19 protein-coding genes and 1 tRNA gene are annotated in these 21,408 nt (G+C 70.6%); 10 read left to right on the plus strand and 10 right to left on the minus strand.

Annotated features, from left to right (window positions below; genetic code table 11):
* The first annotated feature begins 107 nt into the window (after positions 1–107).
* The 4 genes from ACLJK8_RS00270 to ACLJK8_RS00285 are packed head-to-tail and all read left to right on the plus strand — an operon-like array spanning position 108 to position 4,050.
* Positions 108–431 (plus strand): hypothetical protein, encoded by a 324-nt coding sequence (locus tag ACLJK8_RS00270; protein ID WP_413147949.1) that lies wholly within the window; start codon positions 108–110, stop codon positions 429–431.
* The gene (locus ACLJK8_RS00275; protein ID WP_413147950.1) at positions 431–1,624 is read left to right on the plus strand and encodes a glycosyltransferase; all 1,194 of its coding nucleotides are present in this window, start codon (positions 431–433) and stop codon (positions 1,622–1,624) included. The genes ACLJK8_RS00270 and ACLJK8_RS00275 overlap by 1 nt, the downstream gene beginning before the upstream one ends.
* Complete coding sequence (locus ACLJK8_RS00280) at positions 1,611–3,707, plus strand: glycosyltransferase (protein ID WP_413147951.1); 2,097 nt, start codon at positions 1,611–1,613, stop codon at positions 3,705–3,707. Before ACLJK8_RS00275 ends, ACLJK8_RS00280 begins: the two co-directional genes overlap by 14 nt.
* A complete protein-coding gene (locus ACLJK8_RS00285; protein WP_413147952.1) occupies positions 3,640–4,050 on the plus strand; it encodes a hypothetical protein in 411 nt (136 codons plus the stop codon). Before ACLJK8_RS00280 ends, ACLJK8_RS00285 begins: the two co-directional genes overlap by 68 nt.
* A gap of 40 nt (positions 4,051–4,090) precedes the next feature.
* On the opposite strand, the gene ACLJK8_RS00290 is transcribed toward ACLJK8_RS00285, so the two are convergent.
* The 3 genes from ACLJK8_RS00290 to mnmD form a co-directional block, all read right to left on the minus strand.
* Complete coding sequence (locus tag ACLJK8_RS00290) at positions 4,091–4,513, minus strand: hypothetical protein (protein WP_413147953.1); 423 nt, start codon at positions 4,511–4,513, stop codon at positions 4,091–4,093.
* A gap of 61 nt (positions 4,514–4,574) precedes the next feature.
* Entirely contained in the window at positions 4,575–5,498 is a 924-nt protein-coding gene (locus tag ACLJK8_RS00295) for a DMT family transporter (protein ID WP_413147954.1), read from the minus strand.
* On the minus strand, positions 5,495–6,220 hold the full coding sequence (mnmD, locus tag ACLJK8_RS00300; protein WP_413147956.1) for a tRNA (5-methylaminomethyl-2-thiouridine)(34)-methyltransferase MnmD: 726 nt from the start codon (positions 6,218–6,220) through the stop codon (positions 5,495–5,497). Before mnmD ends, ACLJK8_RS00295 begins: the two co-directional genes overlap by 4 nt.
* Positions 6,221–6,291: 71 nt before the next feature.
* Between mnmD and ACLJK8_RS00305 the strand changes: the two genes are divergently transcribed.
* Both ACLJK8_RS00305 and ACLJK8_RS00310 read left to right on the plus strand, forming a co-directional pair.
* Positions 6,292–7,431, plus strand: coding sequence for an NAD(P)/FAD-dependent oxidoreductase (locus ACLJK8_RS00305; protein WP_413147957.1), 1,140 nt, complete (start codon positions 6,292–6,294; stop codon positions 7,429–7,431).
* A gap of 68 nt (positions 7,432–7,499) precedes the next feature.
* On the plus strand, positions 7,500–11,063 hold the full coding sequence (locus tag ACLJK8_RS00310) for a chromosome segregation SMC family protein (RefSeq protein WP_413147958.1): 3,564 nt from the start codon (positions 7,500–7,502) through the stop codon (positions 11,061–11,063).
* 112 nt (positions 11,064–11,175) lie between these two features.
* Here the strand turns inward: ACLJK8_RS00310 and ACLJK8_RS00315 are convergent.
* A tRNA-Leu gene (locus ACLJK8_RS00315) sits at positions 11,176–11,262 on the minus strand.
* A 360-nt stretch (positions 11,263–11,622) separates the two neighbouring features.
* Here ACLJK8_RS00315 and lipB point away from each other — a divergent pair.
* A complete protein-coding gene (gene lipB, locus ACLJK8_RS00320; protein WP_413147959.1) occupies positions 11,623–12,315 on the plus strand; it encodes a lipoyl(octanoyl) transferase LipB in 693 nt (230 codons plus the stop codon).
* A gap of 364 nt (positions 12,316–12,679) precedes the next feature.
* On the opposite strand, the gene thrS is transcribed toward lipB, so the two are convergent.
* A complete protein-coding gene (thrS, locus tag ACLJK8_RS00325) occupies positions 12,680–14,656 on the minus strand; it encodes a threonine--tRNA ligase (RefSeq protein ID WP_413147960.1) in 1,977 nt (658 codons plus the stop codon).
* A gap of 243 nt (positions 14,657–14,899) precedes the next feature.
* Here thrS and ACLJK8_RS00330 point away from each other — a divergent pair, with 243 nt between their 5' ends.
* Positions 14,900–15,643 carry an alpha/beta hydrolase gene (locus ACLJK8_RS00330; protein ID WP_413147961.1) on the plus strand — a complete coding sequence of 248 codons (744 nt, stop codon included), beginning with the start codon at positions 14,900–14,902 and terminating at the stop codon, positions 15,641–15,643.
* Positions 15,644–15,771: 128 nt separating this feature from the next.
* On the opposite strand, the gene ACLJK8_RS00335 is transcribed toward ACLJK8_RS00330, so the two are convergent.
* The 3 genes from ACLJK8_RS00335 to ACLJK8_RS00345 all read right to left on the minus strand — a co-directional run bounded on the left by ACLJK8_RS00335 (position 15,772) and on the right by ACLJK8_RS00345 (position 17,365).
* Positions 15,772–15,945 carry a YdcH family protein gene (locus tag ACLJK8_RS00335; protein WP_413147962.1) on the minus strand — a complete coding sequence of 58 codons (174 nt, stop codon included), beginning with the start codon at positions 15,943–15,945 and terminating at the stop codon, positions 15,772–15,774.
* A gap of 272 nt (positions 15,946–16,217) precedes the next feature.
* Complete coding sequence (locus tag ACLJK8_RS00340) at positions 16,218–17,147, minus strand: tRNA1(Val) (adenine(37)-N6)-methyltransferase (RefSeq protein WP_413147963.1); 930 nt, start codon at positions 17,145–17,147, stop codon at positions 16,218–16,220.
* Positions 17,144–17,365, minus strand: a complete 222-nt coding sequence (locus ACLJK8_RS00345; RefSeq protein ID WP_413147964.1) for a DUF2007 domain-containing protein — start codon at positions 17,363–17,365, stop codon at positions 17,144–17,146. Before ACLJK8_RS00345 ends, ACLJK8_RS00340 begins: the two co-directional genes overlap by 4 nt.
* 48 nt (positions 17,366–17,413) lie before the next feature.
* Here ACLJK8_RS00345 and ACLJK8_RS00350 point away from each other — a divergent pair, with 48 nt between their 5' ends.
* The gene (locus ACLJK8_RS00350) at positions 17,414–18,427 is read left to right on the plus strand and encodes a polyprenyl synthetase family protein (RefSeq protein WP_413147965.1); all 1,014 of its coding nucleotides are present in this window, start codon (positions 17,414–17,416) and stop codon (positions 18,425–18,427) included.
* A 59-nt stretch (positions 18,428–18,486) separates the two neighbouring features.
* Positions 18,487–18,786, plus strand: a complete 300-nt coding sequence (locus ACLJK8_RS00355; RefSeq protein ID WP_413147966.1) for a putative quinol monooxygenase — start codon at positions 18,487–18,489, stop codon at positions 18,784–18,786.
* On the opposite strand, the gene ACLJK8_RS00360 is transcribed toward ACLJK8_RS00355, so the two are convergent.
* Complete coding sequence (locus ACLJK8_RS00360) at positions 18,756–19,640, minus strand: 4-(cytidine 5'-diphospho)-2-C-methyl-D-erythritol kinase (RefSeq protein ID WP_413147967.1); 885 nt, start codon at positions 19,638–19,640, stop codon at positions 18,756–18,758. The two genes, ACLJK8_RS00355 and ACLJK8_RS00360, sit on opposite strands and share 31 nt — an antisense overlap.
* Positions 19,641–19,645: 5 nt before the next feature.
* Positions 19,646–21,349 (minus strand): tetratricopeptide repeat protein, encoded by a 1,704-nt coding sequence (locus tag ACLJK8_RS00365; RefSeq protein WP_413147968.1) that lies wholly within the window; start codon positions 21,347–21,349, stop codon positions 19,646–19,648.
* Positions 21,350–21,408 lie beyond the last annotated feature (59 nt).

Here is a 21,408-nt window from a genome sequence, read left to right on the forward strand (position 1 = left end):
CGCCTCGGCTACTCGCATACCGAGGCGCTTCCCTCCCGCCACCACCTCCCGTAAGATTCGGGAGGGTCACCAGTCACCAGTATCGGCCGATGAGGGCCAAGAGAACGATGCACCGACAAATTGGCATTCTGGTTTCCGCGATGATCCTCGGCGCACAGCTGGGCAGCCCCGCCGGGGCGGAGCAACCGTCGACGACCCAACTGCGCGAGATCGCCTCGCTGCTTTCCTCCGACGACTACAACGGGCTCAGGATCTATCTGCGCGCGCATCCTGACCTGCTGGTCGAGGACACGCGGCTTTCGGGGCTGCTGCGTGAGTTCCTGGAGGGCTCGAACTCCGCTGCGCGGGGACTCGACACTGACCTCAGCGACGCGCTGAATCGGTTCAGCGCCCAGAATTCCAACGATGGCGGAGGAGCGAGCCAATACTGATGCCACCGGACGCGCCGATCGAGCTTCCCGCTGACCGCGCCTTCGAGGCCGCGGGCGGAACGGTCGGCCTGGCGGCGAATGTCCCCGGCCCCGCCCTCCGGTCCTCGCGCCGGCGGCGGCGGGCCGAAATCGCGATTCTGGTCGATCCGCGCTTTCCCGGCGGCACGGCGGGCGCGGTCGCGGCGGAGATCGCCGCGCTGGCGCCACATGCCGCGATCGAGGTCCATGCGCTCAGGACCCGGATGTTCCGCGAACGCGGCACCAACGCGAAGCTCGCGGCGGCGATCGAGGCGCATGGCCTGACACTCATCGAGGACGCGCCGGTGATCCGCGCCGAGACGATCGTCCTGCACAACCCATCGTGCCTCAAGCGCGACAGCGCGCTTCACCAGCGGCTGAGCTGTGCCCGGGCCTTCGTCGTCTGCCATGAGAACTTCCTGCGGCCCGGCGGCTCGGAAGGGTTCGACGTTGGCCATTGCCTCGGTCTGATCGACGCGGCGCTCGCCTGCGGCCTGCCGCTGCTGGCGCCGATCTCGCCCTGGAACCGCGACGGCGTGCTCGCCTGGCAGGCGCGCGCGGACGGGGCGCCGGGGGCGGACTGGCCCGTGACGCCGGTGGACTGGTTCAACGTCATCGATCTGCCCGTCCGCGCGCCCAGCGGCACGCCGCGCGACCGGCGCGGCCGCCACTCCCGTCCGGGGTTCGAGAAGTTCCCGCCGCTCGACCGGCTTCGGGCGCAGTTCCCGGCCGAGGCGGAGGCCTGCGTCATTCTCGGCGCCGACAATCTGATCGCCGATCCCGAATCGCCGCGCCACTGGCGCCTGCTGCCCTTCGGCGCGATGGAGCCGGCGCACTTCCTCGCCGAAATCGATTTCTTCGTCTATTTCACCAATCCGCTCTGGCAGGAGAGCTTCGGCCGGGTGATCGCCGAGGCGATCGCGGCGGGCAAGGTCGTCATCACAGACCCCGTTACCGCCTCGGCCTTCGGCCCGGCCGTGGTCGCCGACGCCGAGAACGGCCAGAGCGGCAATCTTGCGCGAGTCATCGAGGGCTTCATCGCCGACCCCGCCGGCTATCAGGCCTTTGTCCGCGACGCGCAGGCCCGGCTTGCCCGGTTCCGGCCGGACGCCTTCGCCCGCCAGACGATGTCCCTGCTCGAAACCTCCGGGGAGGTCACGCATGCTGCGCTGTGAGACCGCGAGCGCCGCGCCGCGCGACATCGAGGATCTGGCGGTCCTGGTCAGCCAGCTCGCCGCGCTCGGGATCGAAGCGCGCATCGACGCGCGCGGCATCCCCCAGGGTCTCGCCCGGAACGTGCAGTTCGACCTCGCCCCGTATCTGACCGACACGCGGCCGGCACCATCGGACCAGTTCCTCGTCACCGCCGCGCAACGGGCGACCGACGCGGGGCTCGCGGGGCTCCGCCGGCTGGTCGGGACCGAGGAATGCCTGGCACATGCCTGCGGCGCCTTCCGTGACCGGCAGGCCCGGGTCGCCGCGCGGGCGAAACTCGGCTACGTGCTGGGCGCGGAACCCAAGATCATCAACCTCGCCGACCCCGGCGATCCGGGCTGGGAGGCCGGCTGCCCGGTGATCGGCGTCGCGCCCCGGCCCGCCGCCGATATTGGCCGGCCCCGGCTCCTGATCGTCGCGCCCGACCTCGCCGACCCGGCGGATGCGCGCGACCTCGCCGACCTCGCCATGTCCCGGCGGTTCGAGACCGCGATCCTGACCGACGGCAAGAGCAAGGAGGAATGGCGCGCGAGCCGCGGCGCGGAACTCAAGGTCTATCACTATGGCGAGGCCCTGCCGCTCGATCTCGCGGCGATCGCCGACATCTGCGTGCTCCGCGCGCCGCTCAGCGGCAATTACCGGCTGCGGAGCCTGGTCGCCAATCTCGCCGTCACGGGCGGTGTGCTCATCGATGCGACGGAAGGCCATGTGCTCGCCGCCCGCGAGCCCGCCTTCGTCCGCGCGCCCGTCCGCACCCCCGCGCTTCATGCCTTCCTCGCCGAGACCATCCTGCCCCGGCGCGAGACGCTCGGCGAAGCCACCCGCGCCTCGCGCCTCGCGGTCCAGGCCGATCCGGAGCCGATGCTGCGCATGCTCGGCCTGACCCGGCGCCCCCGCGATCCCGGCAAGCCGGTGACAGCCTTCATGCCGACGAATGGCGTCGGCCTCGGCCACGCCCAGCGCTGCGGTCTGATCGGGTCCGAGATGACCGCCACCCGCCCGGTCTTCGCCGCCTTCCCGAGCTGCCTGCGGCTCATAAAAAGCTACGGTTTCGACGTGATGCCGCTGATCGGGCGCAGCGACGTCCATGCCCAGACGCATGAGAACGACCTCGCGAACTACCTGAGGCTGCGCGCGCTGACCGCCGGGGCGGGCACCGTGGTGTTCGATGGCGGCTATGTCTTCGATTCGGTCTATCGGACGATTCTCGAGAACCGGCTGAACGGGATCTGGATTCGCCGCGGGCTCTGGCAGAGCGGGCAGGACAATTCGATCGCGCTCGATCGCGAGAAGATCTTCGACCGCGTGATCGTTCCGGCGGAAGCCTTCGCCGAGCTGAACGCCTCCTATTCGCATGGCGACCATGTGCGCGAGGTCGGACCCATCGTCCGCCCGCGCCCGCCTGATCCCGCGGCCCGTTCGGCCTTGCGCGCGCGCCTGGCCGAACGGTTCGGCGTCTCCTTCGAGCGGCTCGTCGTATCGCTTCTCGGCGGCGGCGTCGCGGCGGACCGGGGGGCGCAGATCCAGGCGCTCTGCGGCATGATGGAACGCCGCGCGGACACGCTGCACCTCATCATCGTCTGGCCGACCGGCGTGACCTGCCCGTCCTGGTTCTCCTGGCGAAACTCGCGCGTCGTTCGCACGGACCGCGCCGGGGTGATCGCGGCGGCCGCCGATCTCTGCGTCAGCGCCGCCGGCTACAATTCGTTTCACGAGACGCTCTATAACCGCGTGCCGACGATCTTCGTGCCGCAGACGGCGGCCTTCATGGACGACCAGCGCGCCCGCGCCCGGGCCGCGCGGGACCGCGAGGTCGCGGCGATGGTCGAGCCGCACGCGCTGATGACGCTCGACCGCGAAGTGGCCCGGATTCTGGACGAAGGGCTCGGCGAGACCTTCCGGGCCCGGCTTTCCGAGCTCGACCTGCCTGCTCCGGGCGCGGCCGAGGCCGCCCGGCTGATCGAGGAGTTCACCGATGGATCACACGCGCTGGACCACGATCCTGTCACGGATCGACTCACGGGACGCGGTCGACATCGATGATCTCGCCGCCATGGTCGAGCCGCGCGCCGAGGTGCCGGGCCGGGACATCTTTCCCGAGGTCGAGGGCTGCCTCCTGCCCCGCGCCGCCTTCCGGCGCGCCGATGGCGTGGCGATCGGCCTGCGCGTGACGGAGCCGCCGGCCGACGCCGCGGACCGGGCGATGCGCGTTACCGCCTTCGCGCTGGAGCGCGACGTGGAAGTGGTGGTGATGTCCGATGTCGACCGCTCCGGCTTCGAACGTTTCGGCTTCCGGGTCGAGCGGGTCAGCGGCGATTCCGAGGAGGCCCGCGCCGCCTGCGAGGAGCAGATCCAGCGGTTCTGGAGCATCGATCTCGTTCTCTGACCGATGATCTCGCGGCCGGCCGCTGGCGGCAGGCAGGCCGTCAGCGGCGCTCGGGGCAGACCATCGGCGCGTCCGCGGCGCGATACTGCCGGGTCACGCGGGCGGCCCCGCTATCGGAATCCCCGGGGTCGAACGCGAGCGCCAGTTCGTCCTCGCCCGCCACGGCGATCTCCGCGCGGATCGTCGCACCATCCTCTTCCCAGACCAGGGTCGTCTCGTCGACGCGACGCCAGGGCGACAGCCGCCAGACCTCGCCGCAGCTGTCGTGAATCATCGTGCCGTCGGACAGGAAGGCGATGAAGGCGCCCTCCGGAGCGCCGGACGTCCGGTCGAGCCAGACGCGGTCCGCGATCTCGACCTCCTCGGCCCCGCCCAGCGAGAGGCCGGGCATCGGCGGCAGGGGCAGGTCGCCGCGCGAACAGGCCGCGAGCGCGAGACATCCTCCTGCCACCCACCAGCGCAACCGCTCCTCCATCATCGCCACGCGATGAATGGAGCGCCAAACGCGCGGGCGATGCAAGCCCTCAGTCGCCGACCGACGCCGCCGCTTCGCTCTCCGGCGGCTGGATGCCGAGCCGCTTCTGCCGCAGGAGGGTATAGAGGCCCGCCGCGAGAATGAGCGCGGTCCCGAGCACGGTGTAGATGTCCAGCCGTTCCCCGAAGAACATCAATCCAAGCGCGCAGGCGAAGACGAGCTGGAAATAGGAGAAGGGCTGCACGACGCTCGCCTCGGCGAGTTCGTATACCTTGATGAGCAGGAAATGGCTTCCCGCGGCCATCACGCAGAGGATCGCCATCCAGATCCAGTCCGCGCCCTCGATCGGCGTCCAGAAGAAGACGACCGCCACGGTCGAGACCGCCGCGCCCACGACCCCGGTGTAGAAGAAGGTCGTATCCGCCGAATCCTCCCAGGAGACCCGGCGTGTCATAAGCGCGTAAACGGCGAACATGAGCGCGCCCGTCAGCGGATAGATCGCCGCCGGATCGAACACCGCGATGCCCGGCCTCAGGATGATGAGAACCCCGACGAGCCCGACGAGGATGGCGCTCCCGCGCCGCCAGCCGACATATTCGCCGAGGAACGGCCCCGCGAGGCCAGCGACCAGCAACGGATAGATCGCGAAGATCGAATGCGTCGCGATCAGGCCGAGCTTCACGAAGGCGATGACCGTCACCCAGATCTCGACGATCAGGAGCGCGCTGCGCGCGATCTGCCACCAGGGATGCGCCGAGCGCGCGACCTTCCTGACCCCGCCCGCCCGCGACGCCGACCAGATCACCGTGACGAGGGCGAAGAACCAGAACCGGATCGTGACGACGGTGATGACATGGTACTTTCCCGCCAGATGCCGCGAGAGCGCGTCCTGGGTCGCGAAGATCAGCGACACGAGGATCATCAGCAGGATACCGAGCCTCTGATTGTCCCGGCTCATGTTTCCCCGGCTCATGGGCTTGCTCCTTCCACTCCCGGTTCCCCGGTTACTCCGGAGCCTGGTATCAGCCGGCCCCGCGTCATGTGCTTCTTGTTCGCGAAGCCCCGGACCCGCTCCACGGTGAACCCGGCGGCGGTGAGGGCGGATCGCACCGCGCCGGCCGCGCTGTAGGTCGCGAAGGTCGCCCCCGGCGCGGAGCGCGCGGCGACTTCCGCTATCAGCCCGGGCTCCCAGAGTTCCGGGTTCCGCGCGGGACTGAATCCGTCGAGAAACCAGGCGTCGGCCCGCCCGGGCCAGCGCGGCAGCGTCAGCCGCGCGTCCCCCTCGATCACCTCGATCACGACCGCGCCACCGGCATCGGCACCCGGGAGCTCGCAGCGCCGCGCCCCCGCCGCCCACGCCGCGACCAGCGCGCGGGCGTGCGGCTCGAGGTCCGGCCAGGGCGCGAGCGCCCGCGCCATGTCCTCCGCCGCCATCGGCCAGGCCTCGAAGGAGGTGATCCGCAGCGTTCCCGCTGTCCCCGATTCGCGCCAGGCGTGCGCGGCCGCGACCGCGTTCAATCCCGTGCCGAAACCGAGTTCGGCGATATGGAAGCCGTCGCGGAACCGGGCGGGCAGGTCGTTGCCGCCGAGAAACACGTGCCGCGCCTCGCCGAGACTATCGGAAGCGCCGAAATAGCCTTCGCCGAACGCGGCCGAGACCGGGGTCGCCCCGTCCCGCCACGACAGCTCAGCCATCCGTGGCGGCCGGCATTGCATGATCCATCCTCGGTCCTTAATCAGAGGCACTCATAGGGCCGCGCGAGTACATGGGAAAGACCGAGACCGCCGATATTCTCGTCGTGGGCGGTGGAATCTTCGGCCTCGCCTGCGCCCATGCCTGCCTCGATCGCGGGCGGCGGGTGACGCTGATCGACGCGGGCCTGCCCGGTGGCGGGGCGAGCGGCGGGCCGGTCGGGGCGCTCTCGCCGCATCTTCCCGAGAAGTGGAACGAGAAGAAGGCGGCGCAGGTCCGGGTGCTCGCGGAGGCCGAGGCTTGGTGGTGCCGGATCGCCGCGCTCGCGGGACGCGATCCGGGCTATGCGAGGGTCGGCCGCTACATCCCCCTCACCTCGGAGGCGGCGCGGGCGCGGGCCGAGGAGCAGGCGCGCGACGCGGAAAGGTTCTGGCCGGCGCCCTTCCGCTGGAGCCTTGAGCCGGGCGACGCCCTGCCCTTCGCGGCGCCGCATGGCGCGGTCTTCGAGACGCTTTCGGCCCGGATCGACCCGCCGCGCGCCATCGAGGCGCTCGCCGCCGCCCTCGCGGCACGCGGCGGGACGATCCTGCCCAACCGCGCCGTCCACGCCGTGACCGAGGATCGCGCCGAGACCGAGGATGGCCCGATCGCCGCCCGCGCGATCCTGCTCGCGCCGGGCGCCGGGGCAGGTCCGCTCGCCGCGCCCTTCCTTGGCGCGGGCCCGTTTCAAACGGTGAAGGGCCAGGCCGCGCGGGTGAGGCCGCGGAAGCCGCTGCCCGCCCCGCTCGTCTACGCCGACGGGCTCTACGTCGTGCCGCATGCCGACGGGACGGTCGGGATCGGCGCGACCAGCGAGAACGGCTACGCCGATCCCCTCACCACCGACGCCCAACTCGACACACTCCTCGCCCGCGCCGAGGCGCTGCTCCCCGGTCTCGCAGGCGCCACCGTCGAGCGGCGCTGGGCCGGGCTCAGGCCGCGCGGCCCCCGGCCCGAGCCGATGCTGGGCCGGCTGCCCGGGACCGGGACGCTGTTCCTCGCAGCCGGCGCCTTCCGCACCGGCTTCGGCATGGCGCCGCTCGTCGGTCGCATCCTCGCATCGCTGATCACGGGCGGCGCCGAGCCGATCCCTCCCGGTTTCACCATCGCCGAGCACATGGAGCGATTCGCGGCGCAACGGCCACGCCAGCCGCGCCGGCGGGAAACCGATTGACACTTGCCCCCGGTCCCGGGATGATTCGCGCCCATAACATAACGGACCGTCGGAGCAGGACAGGCCCCTTGCAATTCACCCGGCTGCGCCTTCTCGGCTTCAAGAGTTTCGTCGACCCGACCGAGCTCACGATCGCGCCCGGCCTCACCGGGGTGATCGGTCCGAACGGCTGTGGCAAATCGAACCTCCTCGAAGCGCTGCGCTGGGTGATGGGCGAGACCCGCGCCAGCGTCATGCGCGGCGACGGCATGGAAGACGTGATCTTCGCGGGCGCGGCCCGGCGGCCGGCGCGCAACCACGCGGAAGTCACGCTCACGCTCGACAACCGCGACCGGACCGCGCCCGCGGGTTTCAACGACGCCGACACGCTCGAAGTCGTGCGCCGGATCACCCGCGACGCCGGGTCGGCCTATCGCGCCAACGGCAAGGAAGCGCGGGCGCGCGATGTGCAGATGCTCTTCGCCGACGCCTCGACCGGGGCGCAGTCGCCGTCGCTGGTCCGTCAGGGGCAGATTTCCGACCTCGTCAACGCGAAGCCCCGCGCGCGGCGCCGCGTTCTCGAAGAGGCGGCCGGCATCTCCGGCCTCTACCAGCGCCGTCACGAGGCCGAGCTGAAGCTGCGCGCGACGGAGGCCAATCTCGCCCGCGTCGGCGACGTGCTGGAGGCGCTGGAAACGCAGCTCGCGCAACTGTCGCGCCAGGCGCGGCAGGCGGCGCGTTACCGCGAGATCGCCGAGTCGCTGCGGCGGGCCGAGGCCTTGCTCCTCTGCCGGCTCTGGCGCGACGCGGAGGAGGAGCGGATTGCGACGACCATCGCGCTCACCGATGCGATCCGGGCCGCCGCCCAGGCGGAAGGACGGGCGGGCGAGACAGCGCGCGCGCGTGCCAGCGCCGAGGAGGGCCTGCCCGGGCTGCGCGAGGAAGACGCGATCGCGGCCGCCGTCGCCCAGCGCATCGTTCTGGAGCGTGACCGGCACGAGGGAGAGGTTCGCGCCGCGGCGCGGGCGATCCAGACGCTGGAGGCGCAGATCCGGCAACTGGCGCAGGACCGCGACCGCGAGGCCGCGCTCGACGCCGACGCGGGCGGGATGATGGAGCGGCTGGCCGCCGAGGCGGCCGACCTCGCCGCGGAAGCCGAGGCGCATGGTCCCCGCCTCGCCGCCGCCCGCGACGCCGCCGCGCAGACCGGGGGCGCCCTCGGTGTCGCCGAGGCCGCCTTCGCCGCCCGCGCCGAAGCGGCCGCGCGCCTGATCGCCGAGCATGAGGCGGCGACCCGGGCCGCGACCGATGCCCGCCGCCGCGCCGAAACGCTCGCGCGCGGGCTCGCGGAGGCCGAGGAAGCCCAGGCCGCGGCCGAGACCGAGCAGGAGCGCGCCGCGGCCACCCAGGAAGCCGCGGAGGAAGCCGCCGCTCTGACCGAGGCCCGGGCCATGGAGGCCGAGGAGGCGCTGGCCGGGGCCGAGGCGCGCGCCGCGGAGCTTCGCCAGGTGGAAGCACGCGCACGCGCCGCGCGCTCGGAAGCGGACGGCGCCGCCCGCGCGCTCGGCTCGGAAGCGGCGAGCCTGCGCAAGCTGATCGAGCGATCCTCGGGCGATGCGAATGGCATCGTCGATCTCGTCACGGTCATGGCCGGCTTCGAAGCAGCCTTCGGCGCCGCGCTCGGCGAGGATCTGAGCCTGCCGCCGCTCAGTGCCGGCGAGAAGGCCTCGGGATGGCTCGGCCTGCCGCCCTATGACGCGCCGGCGCCACTGCCCGAGGGAACCGAACCGCTGGCGCCTCGCGTCGAAGGACCGGCCGAACTCTCCCGCCGCCTCGCCGCGGTCGGTGTCGCTCCGCGCGAGAGGGGGGATGCGCTGCAGGCCCGGCTCGCTCCGGGCCAGCGTCTCGTCAGCCTCGAAGGCGATCTCTGGCGCTGGGACGGGTTCCGCACCGCCGCCGGTTCCGCGCCCTCCGCCGCCGCCGAGCGGCTCCGGCAGCGCAACCGGCTGGCCGAGCTTGAAGCGCAGGAAGCCGCCGCGGAGGATCGCGCCGAGGAGGCGCGCGCGGCGGAGGACCACGCCGCCGCCTCCTTCGCGACCGCCGCCGCCGCCGAGACCGCCGCCCGCGCCACCCGAAAGGCGGCAGAGACCGCCGCAGCGGAGGCGGAGCGGGCACTCGGGCGCGCCGGGACCGCGGCGGAGGCGTTCGCGGCCCGCGTCGCCACCCTCCACGCAGCGCATGCTCGTCGCGCGACGGAACTCGCCGAGGCACGCGAGGCCGAGGAAGCCGCCGCGCGGACGCTCGCGACCCTGGCCGATCCGGGTGCCGCCAAGGAAGAAGTCGAGGCCGAGCGTCTCCGGGTCGAGGCCGCGCGGCTCACGATGCTGACACGCCGCGCGGAGGCCGATGAGCTGGAACGCGCGGGCAATGCGCGCGAGCGGCGCCTCGCGGAAATCGGGCGGGAGCGCGAAAGCTGGACAGCCCGCCGCGCCTCGGCGTCCGACCGGCTGGCCGGGCTCGACGCCCGCGTCGAGACGGCCGAGGCCGCGCTCGAGGATGCCCGCGACCGCCCTGCCGAACTGGAGGCGCGCGGCGAGGAACTGGCGCGGCGGATCGAGGAGGCCGAGGACCGCCGGAACCGCGCGGCGGACACGCTCGCCCGCGCCGAGGCCGCGCTTCGGGACGCCGACGCCGCCTCGCGCGCTGCCGAACGTGCCGCGAGCGAGGCCCGCGAGACCCGCGCCGGCGCCGCGGCCCGCGCCGAGGCCGCGTTTCGGGACGCCGACGCCGCCTCGCGCGCCGCCGAACGTGCCGCGAGCGAGGCCCGCGAGACCCGCGCCGGCGCCGAGGCCCGCGCCGAGGCCGCCCGCGCGCGCGCCGCGGCCGAGGCTGAGCGGCTGACGGCCGAGACCGGTCAGGCGCCCGCCGATCTGCTCGCGGGGCTCGACAGCGATCCCGCCACGATGCCGAAAGCCGGCGAACTCGACGCCGAGGTCACGCGCCTCCGCCGCGCCCGCGACGGACTCGGCGCCGTCAACCTGCGCGCCGAGGAGGACGCGCGCGAGCTTCGCGGCGAATTCGACACGCTGATCGGCGAGCGCACCGATCTGGAAGAAGCGATCAAGAAGCTCCGCGTCGGAATCGCCGGGTTGAACCGCGAAGGCCGCGGGCGGCTCCTCGCGGCCTTCGACGAGGTGAACCGGAATTTCTCGGTCCTGTTCAGGCATCTCTTCGGCGGCGGCGAGGCGAATCTGGTGCTGGTGGAAAGCGATGATCCGCTCGAAGCCGGGCTCGAGATCATGGCGCAGCCGCCCGGCAAGAAGCTCGCGACGCTCTCGCTGCTCTCGGGCGGCGAGCAGACGCTGACCGCGCTCAGCCTGATCTTCGCGGTCTTTCTCGCCAATCCCTCGCCGATCTGCGTGCTCGACGAGGTGGACGCGCCGCTCGACGATGCGAATGTGACGCGCTTCTGCGACCTGCTCGACGAGATGATCGAGCGTACCGAGACACGGTTCCTCGTCATCACCCACCACGCGGTGACGATGGCGCGAATGGACCGGCTCTTCGGCGTCACGATGCAGGAACAGGGGGTGAGCCAGCTCGTCTCCGTCGACCTCGCCGCCGCGGAGCGTCTGGTCGAATCGGTCGCCTGATCCGATCGTCTCCCGCCCTGCGACCGCCTTGGCACGGGACCTGAGCGACCCAACGAGAAAACCCGGCGGGATGGCTCCCACCGGGTTTCTTCGACGCTCAAAATGGAGCGCATGGTGCGGTCGAGAAGACTCGAACTTCCACGGGGGTTAGCCCACAGCGACCTCAACGCTGCGCGTCTACCAATTCCGCCACGACCGCGTGGCGGGGCTTCTAGCAAAGCCCCGCGGGCTTGTGAAGGGCGAAACCGCTTTTTTCGCCAAGGATTTCGCCCCGGCCGGTTCCCCGGTTTCGCGGCGTCCATGCACGTCCGGAATTGGCCCCGAACACCTCGGCCCGCCGCCTCGTCCGGTTCACCGGATGAGGCAACCACGCGTCGCCAGCGCGGCGAACCTTCATTCTTTCCGACCTCCCGGCCAGGCGGCGTGCGCCCGGTCAGGAAGGCCGGGAGTATGGCGCTGGGCGACGAAGCTGATTTAGAACCGATGCCTGAACATGAGACTTCCTCGCGGGGATCGGCAGATGTCATCAGCAATGGATGGGATTCCAACAAGGGACGCGATGTCGTCCGACACCGAAGTGACAGGCCCGGAGTGGACCATCTCCGATGGGCTCGTTTCCTATCCCGACGCGCTCGCAGTGATGGAAGAACGGGTGGGCGACATCTTGGCCGGGCGCGCGGGCGAGCTAGTCTGGTTGCTGGAACATCCGCCGCTCTATACCGCCGGCACCTCGGCGCGCCGCGAAGATCTGCTCATGCCCGACCGTTTTCCGGTCTATCCGGCGCGGCGTGGCGGCGAATACACCTACCACGGGCCGGGTCAGCGGGTGGCCTATGCGATGCTGGACCTGAACCGCCGCGGGCGCGATGTCCGCGCCTATGTCTGGAAGCTCGAGGAATGGGTGATCCAGGCGCTCGCCGAGTTCAATGTCCGGGCCGAGCGGCGGGCAGGCCGTGTCGGCGTCTGGGTCGTCCGGCCCGACCGGCCGCCCATGCCCGACGGCTCACCGGCGGAGGACAAGGTCGCGGCGATCGGCGTGCGGATCCGGCGCTGGGTGACGTTTCACGGCATCGCGATCAATGTGGAGCCGGATCTCAGCCATTTCTCGGGAATCGTTCCCTGCGGCATCCGGGGCTACGGCGTCACCAGCCTCGTCGATCTCGGCCTGCCCGTGACCATGGCCGACCTCGACCTCGCCCTCGCCCGCGCCTTCGAGCGCGTCTTCGGGCCGACGCCCTTGCCCGAGGCCTGATCCAGCGCCGATGCCTGTCCGGAGGACGGTTCCGGAAGAGGCACGCTCGGAAGAAGAAACGCGCCCCCTTCGGAACGCGTCATCTCGGGATCGTTCTCCCGGATACCTCAGCGACGCGGTCGCCGATCGCGTTCGACCCGAACCGGTCGCGGCACGGGCCGGGGACCGAGGAGGACATCGGAGAGCCAGGCGATCACCCGGTCAATCCACTCGGGGCCACGCTGTCCTGCCATTCCTCGGTCCTCCTTCGAAATCGTTTCGATGATGTCAATATGGGCATCCGACGCTGACCGCTCAACCCCGCCAGCGGCTTTCCGCCGAAGCTTGATCCAGATCAATCCGGCCGGGTCAAGCCCCGCGCGGATCAGTCCGCGCGTGCCAGATCGGGCGGCATCGCCTCGGTGACGAGCCGCGCCATCGTGAGGTCGACGGGCCGTTCCTCGGTCCGCTGCTCGCCGAGACGGCGGATCGAGACGGTACGGTCCGCGACCTCGCGCGCGCCGACGGCGAGGATCACCGGCACCTTGGCGAGGCTGTGCTCGCGGACCTTGTAGTTGATCTTCTCGTTCCTGAGATCCGCCTCCGCCCGGACACCCTTCGCCCGGAGTGCCATCATGATCTGCTCCGCGTAGTCATTGGCACCCGAGACGATCGGTGCGACCACGACCTGCCGGGGAGCGAGCCAGAGCGGGAACCTGCCGGCGAAATGCTCGATCAGGACGCCGGTGAAGCGCTCGAACGAGCCGAGGATCGCCCGGTGGAGCATGTAGGGCCGATGCTTGTCGCCATCCTCGCCGACATATTCGGCGCCGAGCCGGTCGGGAAGCTGCGCGTCCACCTGGAAGGTGCCGCATTGCCACTCGCGCCCGATGGCGTCGGTCAGCTTGAAGTCGAGCTTGGGCCCGTAGAAGGCGCCCTCGCCCGGATCGACCTGATAGGGCACACCGACCTGCAGGATCGCATTCTCCAGCGCGCCCTCGACCTTGTCCCAGGTCTCGTCGGAGCCGATGCGCACCTCGGGCCGGGTCGAGAGCTTGATATCGAATTTCGCGAAGCCGAGATCGGCATAGACGCTCGAAAGCAGGCTGATGAAGCCCGCGCATTCCGACTCGATCTGGTCCTCGGTGCAGAAGATATGCGCGTCGTCCTGCGTGAAGCCGCGCACGCGCATCAGCCCGTGCATCGACCCCGACGGCTCGTAGCGGTGGCAGGCGCCGAATTCCGCGAGGCGCAGCGGCAGGTCGCGGTAGGATTTCAGGCCCTGGTTGTAGACTTGGACGTGGCAGGGGCAGTTCATCGGCTTCAGCGCGTTGATCCGCTTCTCCCGCGCGTGCTCCTCCTCCACTTCGACGAGGAACATGTGCTCCTGATAGGCTTCCCAGTGGCCGGAGGCTTCCCAGAGCTTGCGGTCCACCACCTGCGGCGTACGGATCTCCTTGTAATCCGCCTGCCGCAGCCTCCGGCGCATGTAGTCCTCGAGCGTGCGGTAGAGCGTCCAGCCGTCGGGATGCCAGAACACCATGCCCGGCGCCTCTTCCTGCATGTGGAAGAGCTTCATCTCGCGGCCGAGCTTGCGGTGATCGCGCTTCGCCGCCTCTTCGAGCCGGTAGAGATGCTGCTTGAGGTCGTCCTTGCTCCGGAAGGCGGTGCCGTAGATCCGCTGCAGCATCGGCCGCGAGGAATCGCCGCGCCAATAGGCGCCGGCGACGCTCATGAGCTTGAAGGCATCCGCCGGCACCTGCCCGGTATGGGCGAGATGCGGCCCGCGGCAGAGATCCTGCCAGGGACCGTGCCAGTACATGCGGATATTCTGGCCTTCCGGGATCATGCCGACGAGTTCGACCTTGTAGGGCTCGTTCAGCGCCTCGTAATGCCGGATCGCGCGGTCGCGCTCCCAGACCTCGGTGGTCACCGGATCGCGGAGCGCGATGATCTCGCGCATCTTCTTCTCGATCGCGGCGAGATCCTCGGTCGTGAAGGGTTCGGCGCGGTCGAAATCGTAGTACCAGCCGTTCTCGATCACCGGGCCGATGGTGACCTTCACATCGGGCCAGATCTCCTGCACCGCGCGCGCCATGATATGCGCCGCGTCGTGCCGGATGAGTTCGAGCGCGATCGCCTCGTCCTTGACGGTGTGGATCGCGACGGAGGAATCCTCGGTGATCGGCTGGCTGAGGTCGGTGAGCCGGCCGTTGACCGTCGCGGCGATCGCGGCCTTGGAGAGCGATTTCGACAGGCTCTCGGCGATGCCGGCGCCGGTCACTCCGCTGGGGTATCCGCGGACTGCCCCGTCGGGCAGGGTGATCTGAACCTCGCGAATATCCTCGGCCGCGTCGCTCATGATCGTCTCCTTTGGATTTGGCGCCTACCGCGCGCCCGGGTCTCAGGGAAGTTCCGCGGTAGTGTCACCCGCGCGCCGTGTCAAGCGACGCGGGGGCGGGGCGAGATCAGCGGGCGCGGCCGACGGGACGGGACAAGGGGCGGGCCAGCGGAAAAGGCGGGCTCGGCTGGGCCGCCCCCGCTTGCGCGCCGGGGGGTCCCCGGTCCAAACCGGGGCGAACACGACATGGGGAGCGCGAGACAGATGACCGAGACCCGCCTGGACCTGCCCGACGGCCGCTCCCTCGCCTATCGCCGGCAGGACGGCCGGGGCCCCGGCATCGTCTTTCTGGGCGGCTTCCGCTCCGACATGACCGGGACCAAGGCCGAGCATCTGGCAGCCTGGTGCGCGGCGGAGGGCCGGGCCTTCCTGCGCTTCGATTACACCGGGCATGGCGCCTCCTCGGGCGACTTCCTCGATGGCGCGATCGGCGACTGGGCCGAGGACGCCTTCGACGCCGTCACGCGGCTGAGCGATGGGCCGCAGGTGCTCGTCGGTTCCAGCATGGGCGGCTGGATCGCGCTCCTGCTCGCCAGGCGCGTGCCTGAGCGCATTCACGCGCTGGTCGGCATCGCCGCGGCGCCGGATTTCACCGAGGATTCGATGTGGGAGGGGTTCGACGCCGCGCAGCGCGCCGCCCTCGCCCGCGACGGCCGGGTCGAGCTGCCCTCGGACTATTCGGACGAGCCCTATGTGATCACCCGAAGGCTGATCGAGGACGGACGCGGCAATCTCGTGCTTCGCGATCCACTGCCGCTGCCGTTCCCGACGCGGCTGCTGCAGGGCACGGCGGATACCGATGTCGATCCCTCGGTCGCGCTGCGGCTGCTCGATCACGCCGATTGCGCGGACATGCGGCTGACGCTCGTCAAGGGCGCGGATCATCGCTTCAGCGAGCCGGACAATCTCGACCTGATCGTCGGGACCATCGCCGGGATCGCGGGCTGAAGGCGCCCGCCCGACGCCGCGCTCCGACGCCCGCCGCGACCCGCGCGGGCCTCGGAATGCGGGCGCCCGCGCGGGTCGAACCACACGCGGGCGCCGGGATCTCTTCCTGAGATCAAGACGGTTCAGGTCTAGGCCTGAGCCGCCTCGAGTCGTTGGATTTCCTCCTTGAGATGCAGTTTCCTGAGCTTGAGCTGTTTGATGCTCAGATCGTCCGAACCGGGATGACGCTGCTCGGTCTCGATCACATCCGACAGGGCCTGGTGCTTCTTGCGCAGTTCCGTCAGGTGAGAACTCAGGCTCATGTGAGTTGCCTCCTCGTCAGCTTGTTTCCAACCCGATCAGTAGAACACCGATTTCCTCGTCTGTCACGCGAACCGAACATAGCGAGTTCGTGTTTCACGCCGAGATGACCGCCGGGTGTTTGCGAGTTGAGAATTTTGCGTCGCAACAAGACCAAGACACTTTCATGACGGATACTTGGCCGCGCATGGCACCAATGTTTCGCAGGTGCGAGCCGCGTGACTTCAGGCTCCGGGGCGCGTCCCATGCCCGTTCTACACCGAGACGCGTACATTTAGCGAGATTTCGCCACTTCCGTCGGCGTCAATCCGGCGCCGTCGCGAAGTACGCGTTCGGCCTCGGGCCCGTATCCGCCGGCGTCCGCGCCATGCGATTCGCCGCGGTGCACCACAAGCGGCGGGGCCAGCACCAGCGGACCGGCCGCGCCCTTGCGCGCCCGCACCAGCACCCGGCCGGCCACCCGTCCCGCGCGTGGAGCGAGCGGAAGCACGAGGGCCGAGCCCGCCCGCCCCTCCAGCGCCGCGAGGATGGCGCCGAGCCGCTCGGCCCGGTGGATCAGCGTGAGCCAGCCTCCGTCGCGCAGGCGGCGCAACCCCGCGCCGATCCAGTCGCCGAGACCGGCTTCCTCGACATGCGCCCGCCGCCGCCCCGGATCGCGCGGCGCCGTGACAGCGCCGCCGGGGTAGAACGGCGGATTGGCGATCACGTGGTCGAAGCGAAGCGCGGTCAGCGCGGCGGGCGGGCGGCGCAGGTCGCCCTCGTGGACGGTGAGCGCGACCGCGTTCATCGCAGCGTTTGCCCGCGCCAGCGCGGCATAGCCCGGTTGCGGCTCCAGCCCGTGCAGGACGAGCCCCGGCACCCGGGCGCCCAGGCAGAGGATCGCCACGCCGGCGCCGCAGCCGAGTTCCAGAACGCGCTCGCCGGCCGCCGCCGGGGTGAAGGCGGCGAGAAACACCGGATCGGTCGCGGCGCGATAGCCCGAGACGGGCTGCCGGATGCGCAACCGCCCCCCGAGGAAGCCGTCCTCGCTGAGCGGTCCGAGGCTCGACCCCGCATCGAACTCGGGCGGGGACTCGATCTCGGTATGGGCCTCGATGTCAGACCCGCGGCCGGACCCGTTCCCCGATCGGGCTCCGGTCTCGCGCTCCCCTTCGCAATCGCCCCCGAGATCGCCCCCGGGATCGCCGTCGCGGCCCGCGGTCATTGCCTGACCAGCCCCTCCACCTCGTTGTCGCCGAGGATCGCGCGCGCACGAAAGGCATCGCGGTCCGCCACGACCAGCCGCCTGGGAAAGAGACCGATGCCGCCTTCCAGCACGCTCATATGGACGTCCAGAACAAAGCAGTCTATATCCTCCGCGCGCAGCAAGGCGGTGGAAAAAGCTATGATCGTGGGGTCTGTCGTGCGCAGGATTTCCTTCATCGACCGGAGATTAGAGCGCGCGCGCCTCCCGGTCGAGAGGATGCCGGCATGAATACTCCCGGTACCATCCTGAACCCGGTCGAACGACTTCAGGTCGCGCTGGCCGACGACATGACGGCGGTGAACGCCCTGATCCGTGAGCGGATGGCGAGCGAGCATGCGCCGCGCATTCCCGAGGTCACCGCGCATCTCGTCGAGGCGGGCGGCAAGCGGTTGCGGCCGCTGCTCACGCTCGCCGCCGCGCGGCTCTGCGGCTACGAGGGTGTCGATCACGTGAAGCTCGCCGCGACGGTCGAGTTCATCCATACCGCGACGCTCCTGCATGACGACGTCGTGGACGAGAGCGACCGCCGCCGCGGCCGGCCGACCGCCAATCTGCTCTGGGACAACAAGTCGAGCGTGCTGGTCGGCGATTATCTCTTCGCCCGCTCGTTCCAGCTCATGGTGGAGACCGGGTCGCTCCGCGCGCTCCACATCCTCTCCGACGCGGCGGCGGTGATCGCCGAGGGTGAGGTGTTGCAGCTTGCGAGCGCCGAGAGCCTGGCCACGACCGAGCCCGTCTATCTGCAGGTGATCCGCGGCAAGACCGCCGCGCTCTTCGCCGCCGCGAGCGAGGTCGGGCCGGTGATCGCGGGCGCCGACGACGCCGTCGCCGCGGCGATGCGCGCCTATGGCGACGCGCTCGGCATCAGTTTCCAGATCGCCGACGATCTCCTCGATTACGGCGGGGCGAGCGCCGCGCTCGGCAAGAACACTGGCGACGACTTCCGCGAACGGAAGATGACGATGCCGGTCATCCGCGCGATCGCCGCCGCCGATGCCAACGCCGCCGCGGAGGAACGCGCCTTCTGGGTCCGGGTCATCGAGAAGGGCGACCAGCGCGAGGGCGACCTCGACACCGCGCTCGACCTCATGCGCCGCCACGGTACGCTCGAGAGCACGCGGGCGACAGCCTACGATTACGCCGCCCGTGCCCGCGCGGCGCTCGAGGCGGTCCCGGCCGGGCGTTTGCGGGACATTCTGAACGACCTCGCCGATTTCGTCGTGGCCCGCCTGTCATGACGCGCCCGTCGTGACGCGCCTGTCGTGACGCGCATGTCCTGACACGGATCTCCTGGACCATGCTTCTGCTCGTCGGCACCTTCCGGCTACCGGCCCACCGGCTCGACGCGGCAAGGCCGGTCATGTCGCGGATGGTCGCGGCGAGCCGGGAGGAAGACGGCTGCGTGGACTACGTTTACGCCGAGGACCTTTTCGCGCCCGGCCTGATCCATGTGCGGGAACTCTGGTGCGACCGCGCCGCGCTCAACCGGCATTTCGCCTCCGATCACCTGCGGGACTGGCGGGCGAGCTGGAGCGAACTCGGGATCGGCCACCGCGACCTGCGCCTCTATGAGGTCGGCGAGCCGGTCTCCACCTGACCGGTCTCCACCTGAGAAGCCGCGACCCCGGTCGCGACAACCCACCAGCCCGGCTCCGCCCGCCGGAGCACAGCCGCCGCCGCCTCGGCTTCCGCCAACCGCTCGAACAGCCCGAAGACGGTCGCACCCGACCCGGACATGCGCGCCAGCGCGCAACCCGGCCGAGAGGCGAGCGCCGAGACGACCCTGCCTATCACCGGCGCGACCTCAGCCGCCGGCGCTTCGAGATCGTTCCGCCGCCCCAGCAGCCAGGCGAAAAGGTCGTCCGCCGTCGCGAACCCTTCCACATCCGGCAGCGGCGGATTGTCCCGCCGGGCAAGCCGCGCGAATACCGCGCCGGTCGGCACGGCCACGCCCGGATTGACCAGCACCATCGCGAAGCCGGGCAGCGATACGGGGCTGAGGATCTCGCCGATCCCCGACATCCGCGTCGGCCTGCCCGCGAGGCAGACGGGAACATCGGCGCCGAGCGCCAGCACCTCCCGCGCCTCGGGCAGAGGCCGTGAGGTGAGGTGAGCCAGCGCGCGCAAGGTCGCCGCGGCATCCGCCGAGCCGCCACCGATACCGCTCGCGACCGGCAGGTTCTTGGTCAGCGTCAGCGCCACCCGCTCGCCGCCCGGCATGAGCGCCGCCGCGCGCGAGACCAGATTGTCCGGCCCGGCACCGAGCCCCGCGGCGAAGGGCCCCTCGACCGCGAGCGCGGGCCGCTCCGCCGGCGCGGCGCGGATCTCGTCCGCCACCTCGGCGAAGACGACCAGACTGTCGAGCAGGTGATAGCCATCCGCCCGGCGGCCGGTGACATGCAGGCACAGGTTCACCTTGGCGCGGGCGCGCTCGATCACCGCGGGAATCATGAGGCTCACCCGTCCGACGCGGTCTTTTCCTCGGTCAGCACGCGGTCGAGGCCGATATCGAGCTTGCGGCGCACCCGGTCCATGTCGAGATCGTCGGCCGGTCCGAAGGAGAGCGCGCGGTGCCACTGGAAATCCGCCTCGCGCTTGCGGCCGACCATCCAGAGCACGTCGCCGAGATGGTCGTTGATCACCGGATCGTCCGGCGTCAGCTCGACTGCGCGCAGCATCGGCGCCACCGCCTCCTGGTAGCGGCCGAGGCGGTAGAAGGCCCAGCCGAGCGAGTCGGTGATATAGCCGTCATCCGGTTGGCCCTTGACGGCGCGCTCGATCATGCCGAGCGCCTCGTCATAGCCCCGCCCCTGCTCCAGCAGCGAATAACCGAGGTAGTTCAGGACCAGCGGCTGGTCGGGCGAGAGGCGCAGCGCCTCGCGGAAATCAGTCTCGGCATCGGCCCAGCGTCCGGCGCGCTCGTTGGCGACTCCGCGCGTGTAATGCAGCACCCAGTGGATCGCCTGCGGATCGCCGACCAGATCGATCGCCCGCGTATAGGCCTCGACCGCCTCGACGAACTGCTCGTTGGAGCGATAGGCGTCGCCGAGCGCGGACTGCGCCTCGACCTGATCGCCATGCGTGCTGGTCAGGGCCGAGAGCGTGGCGATGCCGCCCTCGACATCGCCGGAATCGCGCTGGGTGCTGGCCCGGCGGATCTCGGTCGTCACATACCAGGGCGACTCCTCCGGCACGTCGGAGAGAACCTCGGTCGCGAGCGCGTAGCGCTCGTCGTTCTCGAAAAGCTCGGCCGCGAGCAGATCCGCCTCGATCAGCGCCGGCCGGATATAGGCGGCGAGCCGGGCGTGCAGGAGCGAGACCCGCTCGGTCTCATCGGTATTGAGCGCCTCGGCGAGCGTCAGATAGGCCTCGGCCACGCCGTCGCGGGCCTCGGTCACGCGCTCGAAGGGCACCTCGTCGCCGGCGGCGATCCGGTCGCGCAGCCCGATCAGCGTCGCATCCGGCAGACCGCCGGCGAGCGCCTCGTCCAGAATCGCGAGCGCCTCCGGCTCCTCGCCGATCTGGGCGAGGACCTCGGCGTGGGCGATCAGCGCGGAGCGCGTCAGGTGCAACGGCCCGCGCTCGTCACCCGCGAGGATCGTCTCGGCGGAGACGAAATCTCCCGCCATCGCGAGCGCCAGCGCCTTGTGGTACTGCCCATAGGCCAGCAGCGCCTCATTGGCCCGCATCGCATCGAACCTTGCCCGGGCGGCCGGGAAATCCTCGCGCCCGACCTCGATCCAGCCGCCGACGAGCCCGGCCAGGAGCGGATTGAAGACCCGCGGCGCGGCCGAGGCGAGGATCTGATCGGCCTTGCCGAAATCGCCGTCATGCACCGCCGTCGCGAGCCGCACGAGACCGGCGAGCTGATTGTCGGGCTGGATCGCGGCGAGCCTTTCGGCAAGCGGGCCCGCCACATCCATGTCGCCGATCGCCACGCGGGCGACGAGCGCGTTCTGCATCAGCGCGAAATTCTCCGGATCGGCCTCCAGAGTCCGGTCGTAGTACTCCGCGGCGACCCGGTAATCGTCACGAAAATCGGCCTGCATCGCGGCGAGATAGGCTCCGGACAGCGAGGCCGCCGCCGCCGGGGTCAGCGGCGACGCTACGAGAAGGCCGGTCAGGATGCCCGCGGCCAGTTTCGCTGTGATCGTCGGCAATGCTCGGCTCTCCCGGATCTATCGGGCGAAGACCCTATGCCGCTGGGCCGGGCCATGCA

The organism is Amaricoccus sp. W119, from assembly GCF_047275745.1.
In the GTDB taxonomy this organism is placed as follows: domain Bacteria; phylum Pseudomonadota; class Alphaproteobacteria; order Rhodobacterales; family Rhodobacteraceae; genus Amaricoccus.

What these genes read in the sequence shown, in the direction of transcription:
- ACLJK8_RS00270 (WP_413147949.1), top strand. Translation starts at nt 108, where the DNA reads ATGCACCGACAAATTGGCATTCTGGTTTCCGCGATGATCCTCGGCGCA.
- ACLJK8_RS00275 (WP_413147950.1), top strand. Translation starts at nt 431, where the DNA reads ATGCCACCGGACGCGCCGATCGAGCTTCCCGCTGACCGCGCCTTCGAG.
- ACLJK8_RS00280 (WP_413147951.1), top strand. Translation starts at nt 1,611, where the DNA reads ATGCTGCGCTGTGAGACCGCGAGCGCCGCGCCGCGCGACATCGAGGAT.
- ACLJK8_RS00285 (WP_413147952.1), top strand. Translation starts at nt 3,640, where the DNA reads ATGGATCACACGCGCTGGACCACGATCCTGTCACGGATCGACTCACGG.
- ACLJK8_RS00295 (WP_413147954.1), bottom strand. Translation starts at nt 5,498, where the DNA reads ATGAGCCGGGGAAACATGAGCCGGGACAATCAGAGGCTCGGTATCCTG.
- mnmD (WP_413147956.1), bottom strand. Translation starts at nt 6,220, where the DNA reads ATGGCTGAGCTGTCGTGGCGGGACGGGGCGACCCCGGTCTCGGCCGCG.
- ACLJK8_RS00305 (WP_413147957.1), top strand. Translation starts at nt 6,292, where the DNA reads ATGGGAAAGACCGAGACCGCCGATATTCTCGTCGTGGGCGGTGGAATC.
- lipB (WP_413147959.1), top strand. Translation starts at nt 11,623, where the DNA reads ATGTCGTCCGACACCGAAGTGACAGGCCCGGAGTGGACCATCTCCGAT.
- thrS (WP_413147960.1), bottom strand. Translation starts at nt 14,656, where the DNA reads ATGAGCGACGCGGCCGAGGATATTCGCGAGGTTCAGATCACCCTGCCC.
- ACLJK8_RS00330 (WP_413147961.1), top strand. Translation starts at nt 14,900, where the DNA reads ATGACCGAGACCCGCCTGGACCTGCCCGACGGCCGCTCCCTCGCCTAT.
- ACLJK8_RS00335 (WP_413147962.1), bottom strand. Translation starts at nt 15,945, where the DNA reads ATGAGCCTGAGTTCTCACCTGACGGAACTGCGCAAGAAGCACCAGGCC.
- ACLJK8_RS00340 (WP_413147963.1), bottom strand. Translation starts at nt 17,147, where the DNA reads ATGACCGCGGGCCGCGACGGCGATCCCGGGGGCGATCTCGGGGGCGAT.
- ACLJK8_RS00345 (WP_413147964.1), bottom strand. Translation starts at nt 17,365, where the DNA reads ATGAAGGAAATCCTGCGCACGACAGACCCCACGATCATAGCTTTTTCC.
- ACLJK8_RS00350 (WP_413147965.1), top strand. Translation starts at nt 17,414, where the DNA reads ATGAATACTCCCGGTACCATCCTGAACCCGGTCGAACGACTTCAGGTC.
- ACLJK8_RS00355 (WP_413147966.1), top strand. Translation starts at nt 18,487, where the DNA reads ATGCTTCTGCTCGTCGGCACCTTCCGGCTACCGGCCCACCGGCTCGAC.
- ACLJK8_RS00360 (WP_413147967.1), bottom strand. Translation starts at nt 19,640, where the DNA reads ATGATTCCCGCGGTGATCGAGCGCGCCCGCGCCAAGGTGAACCTGTGC.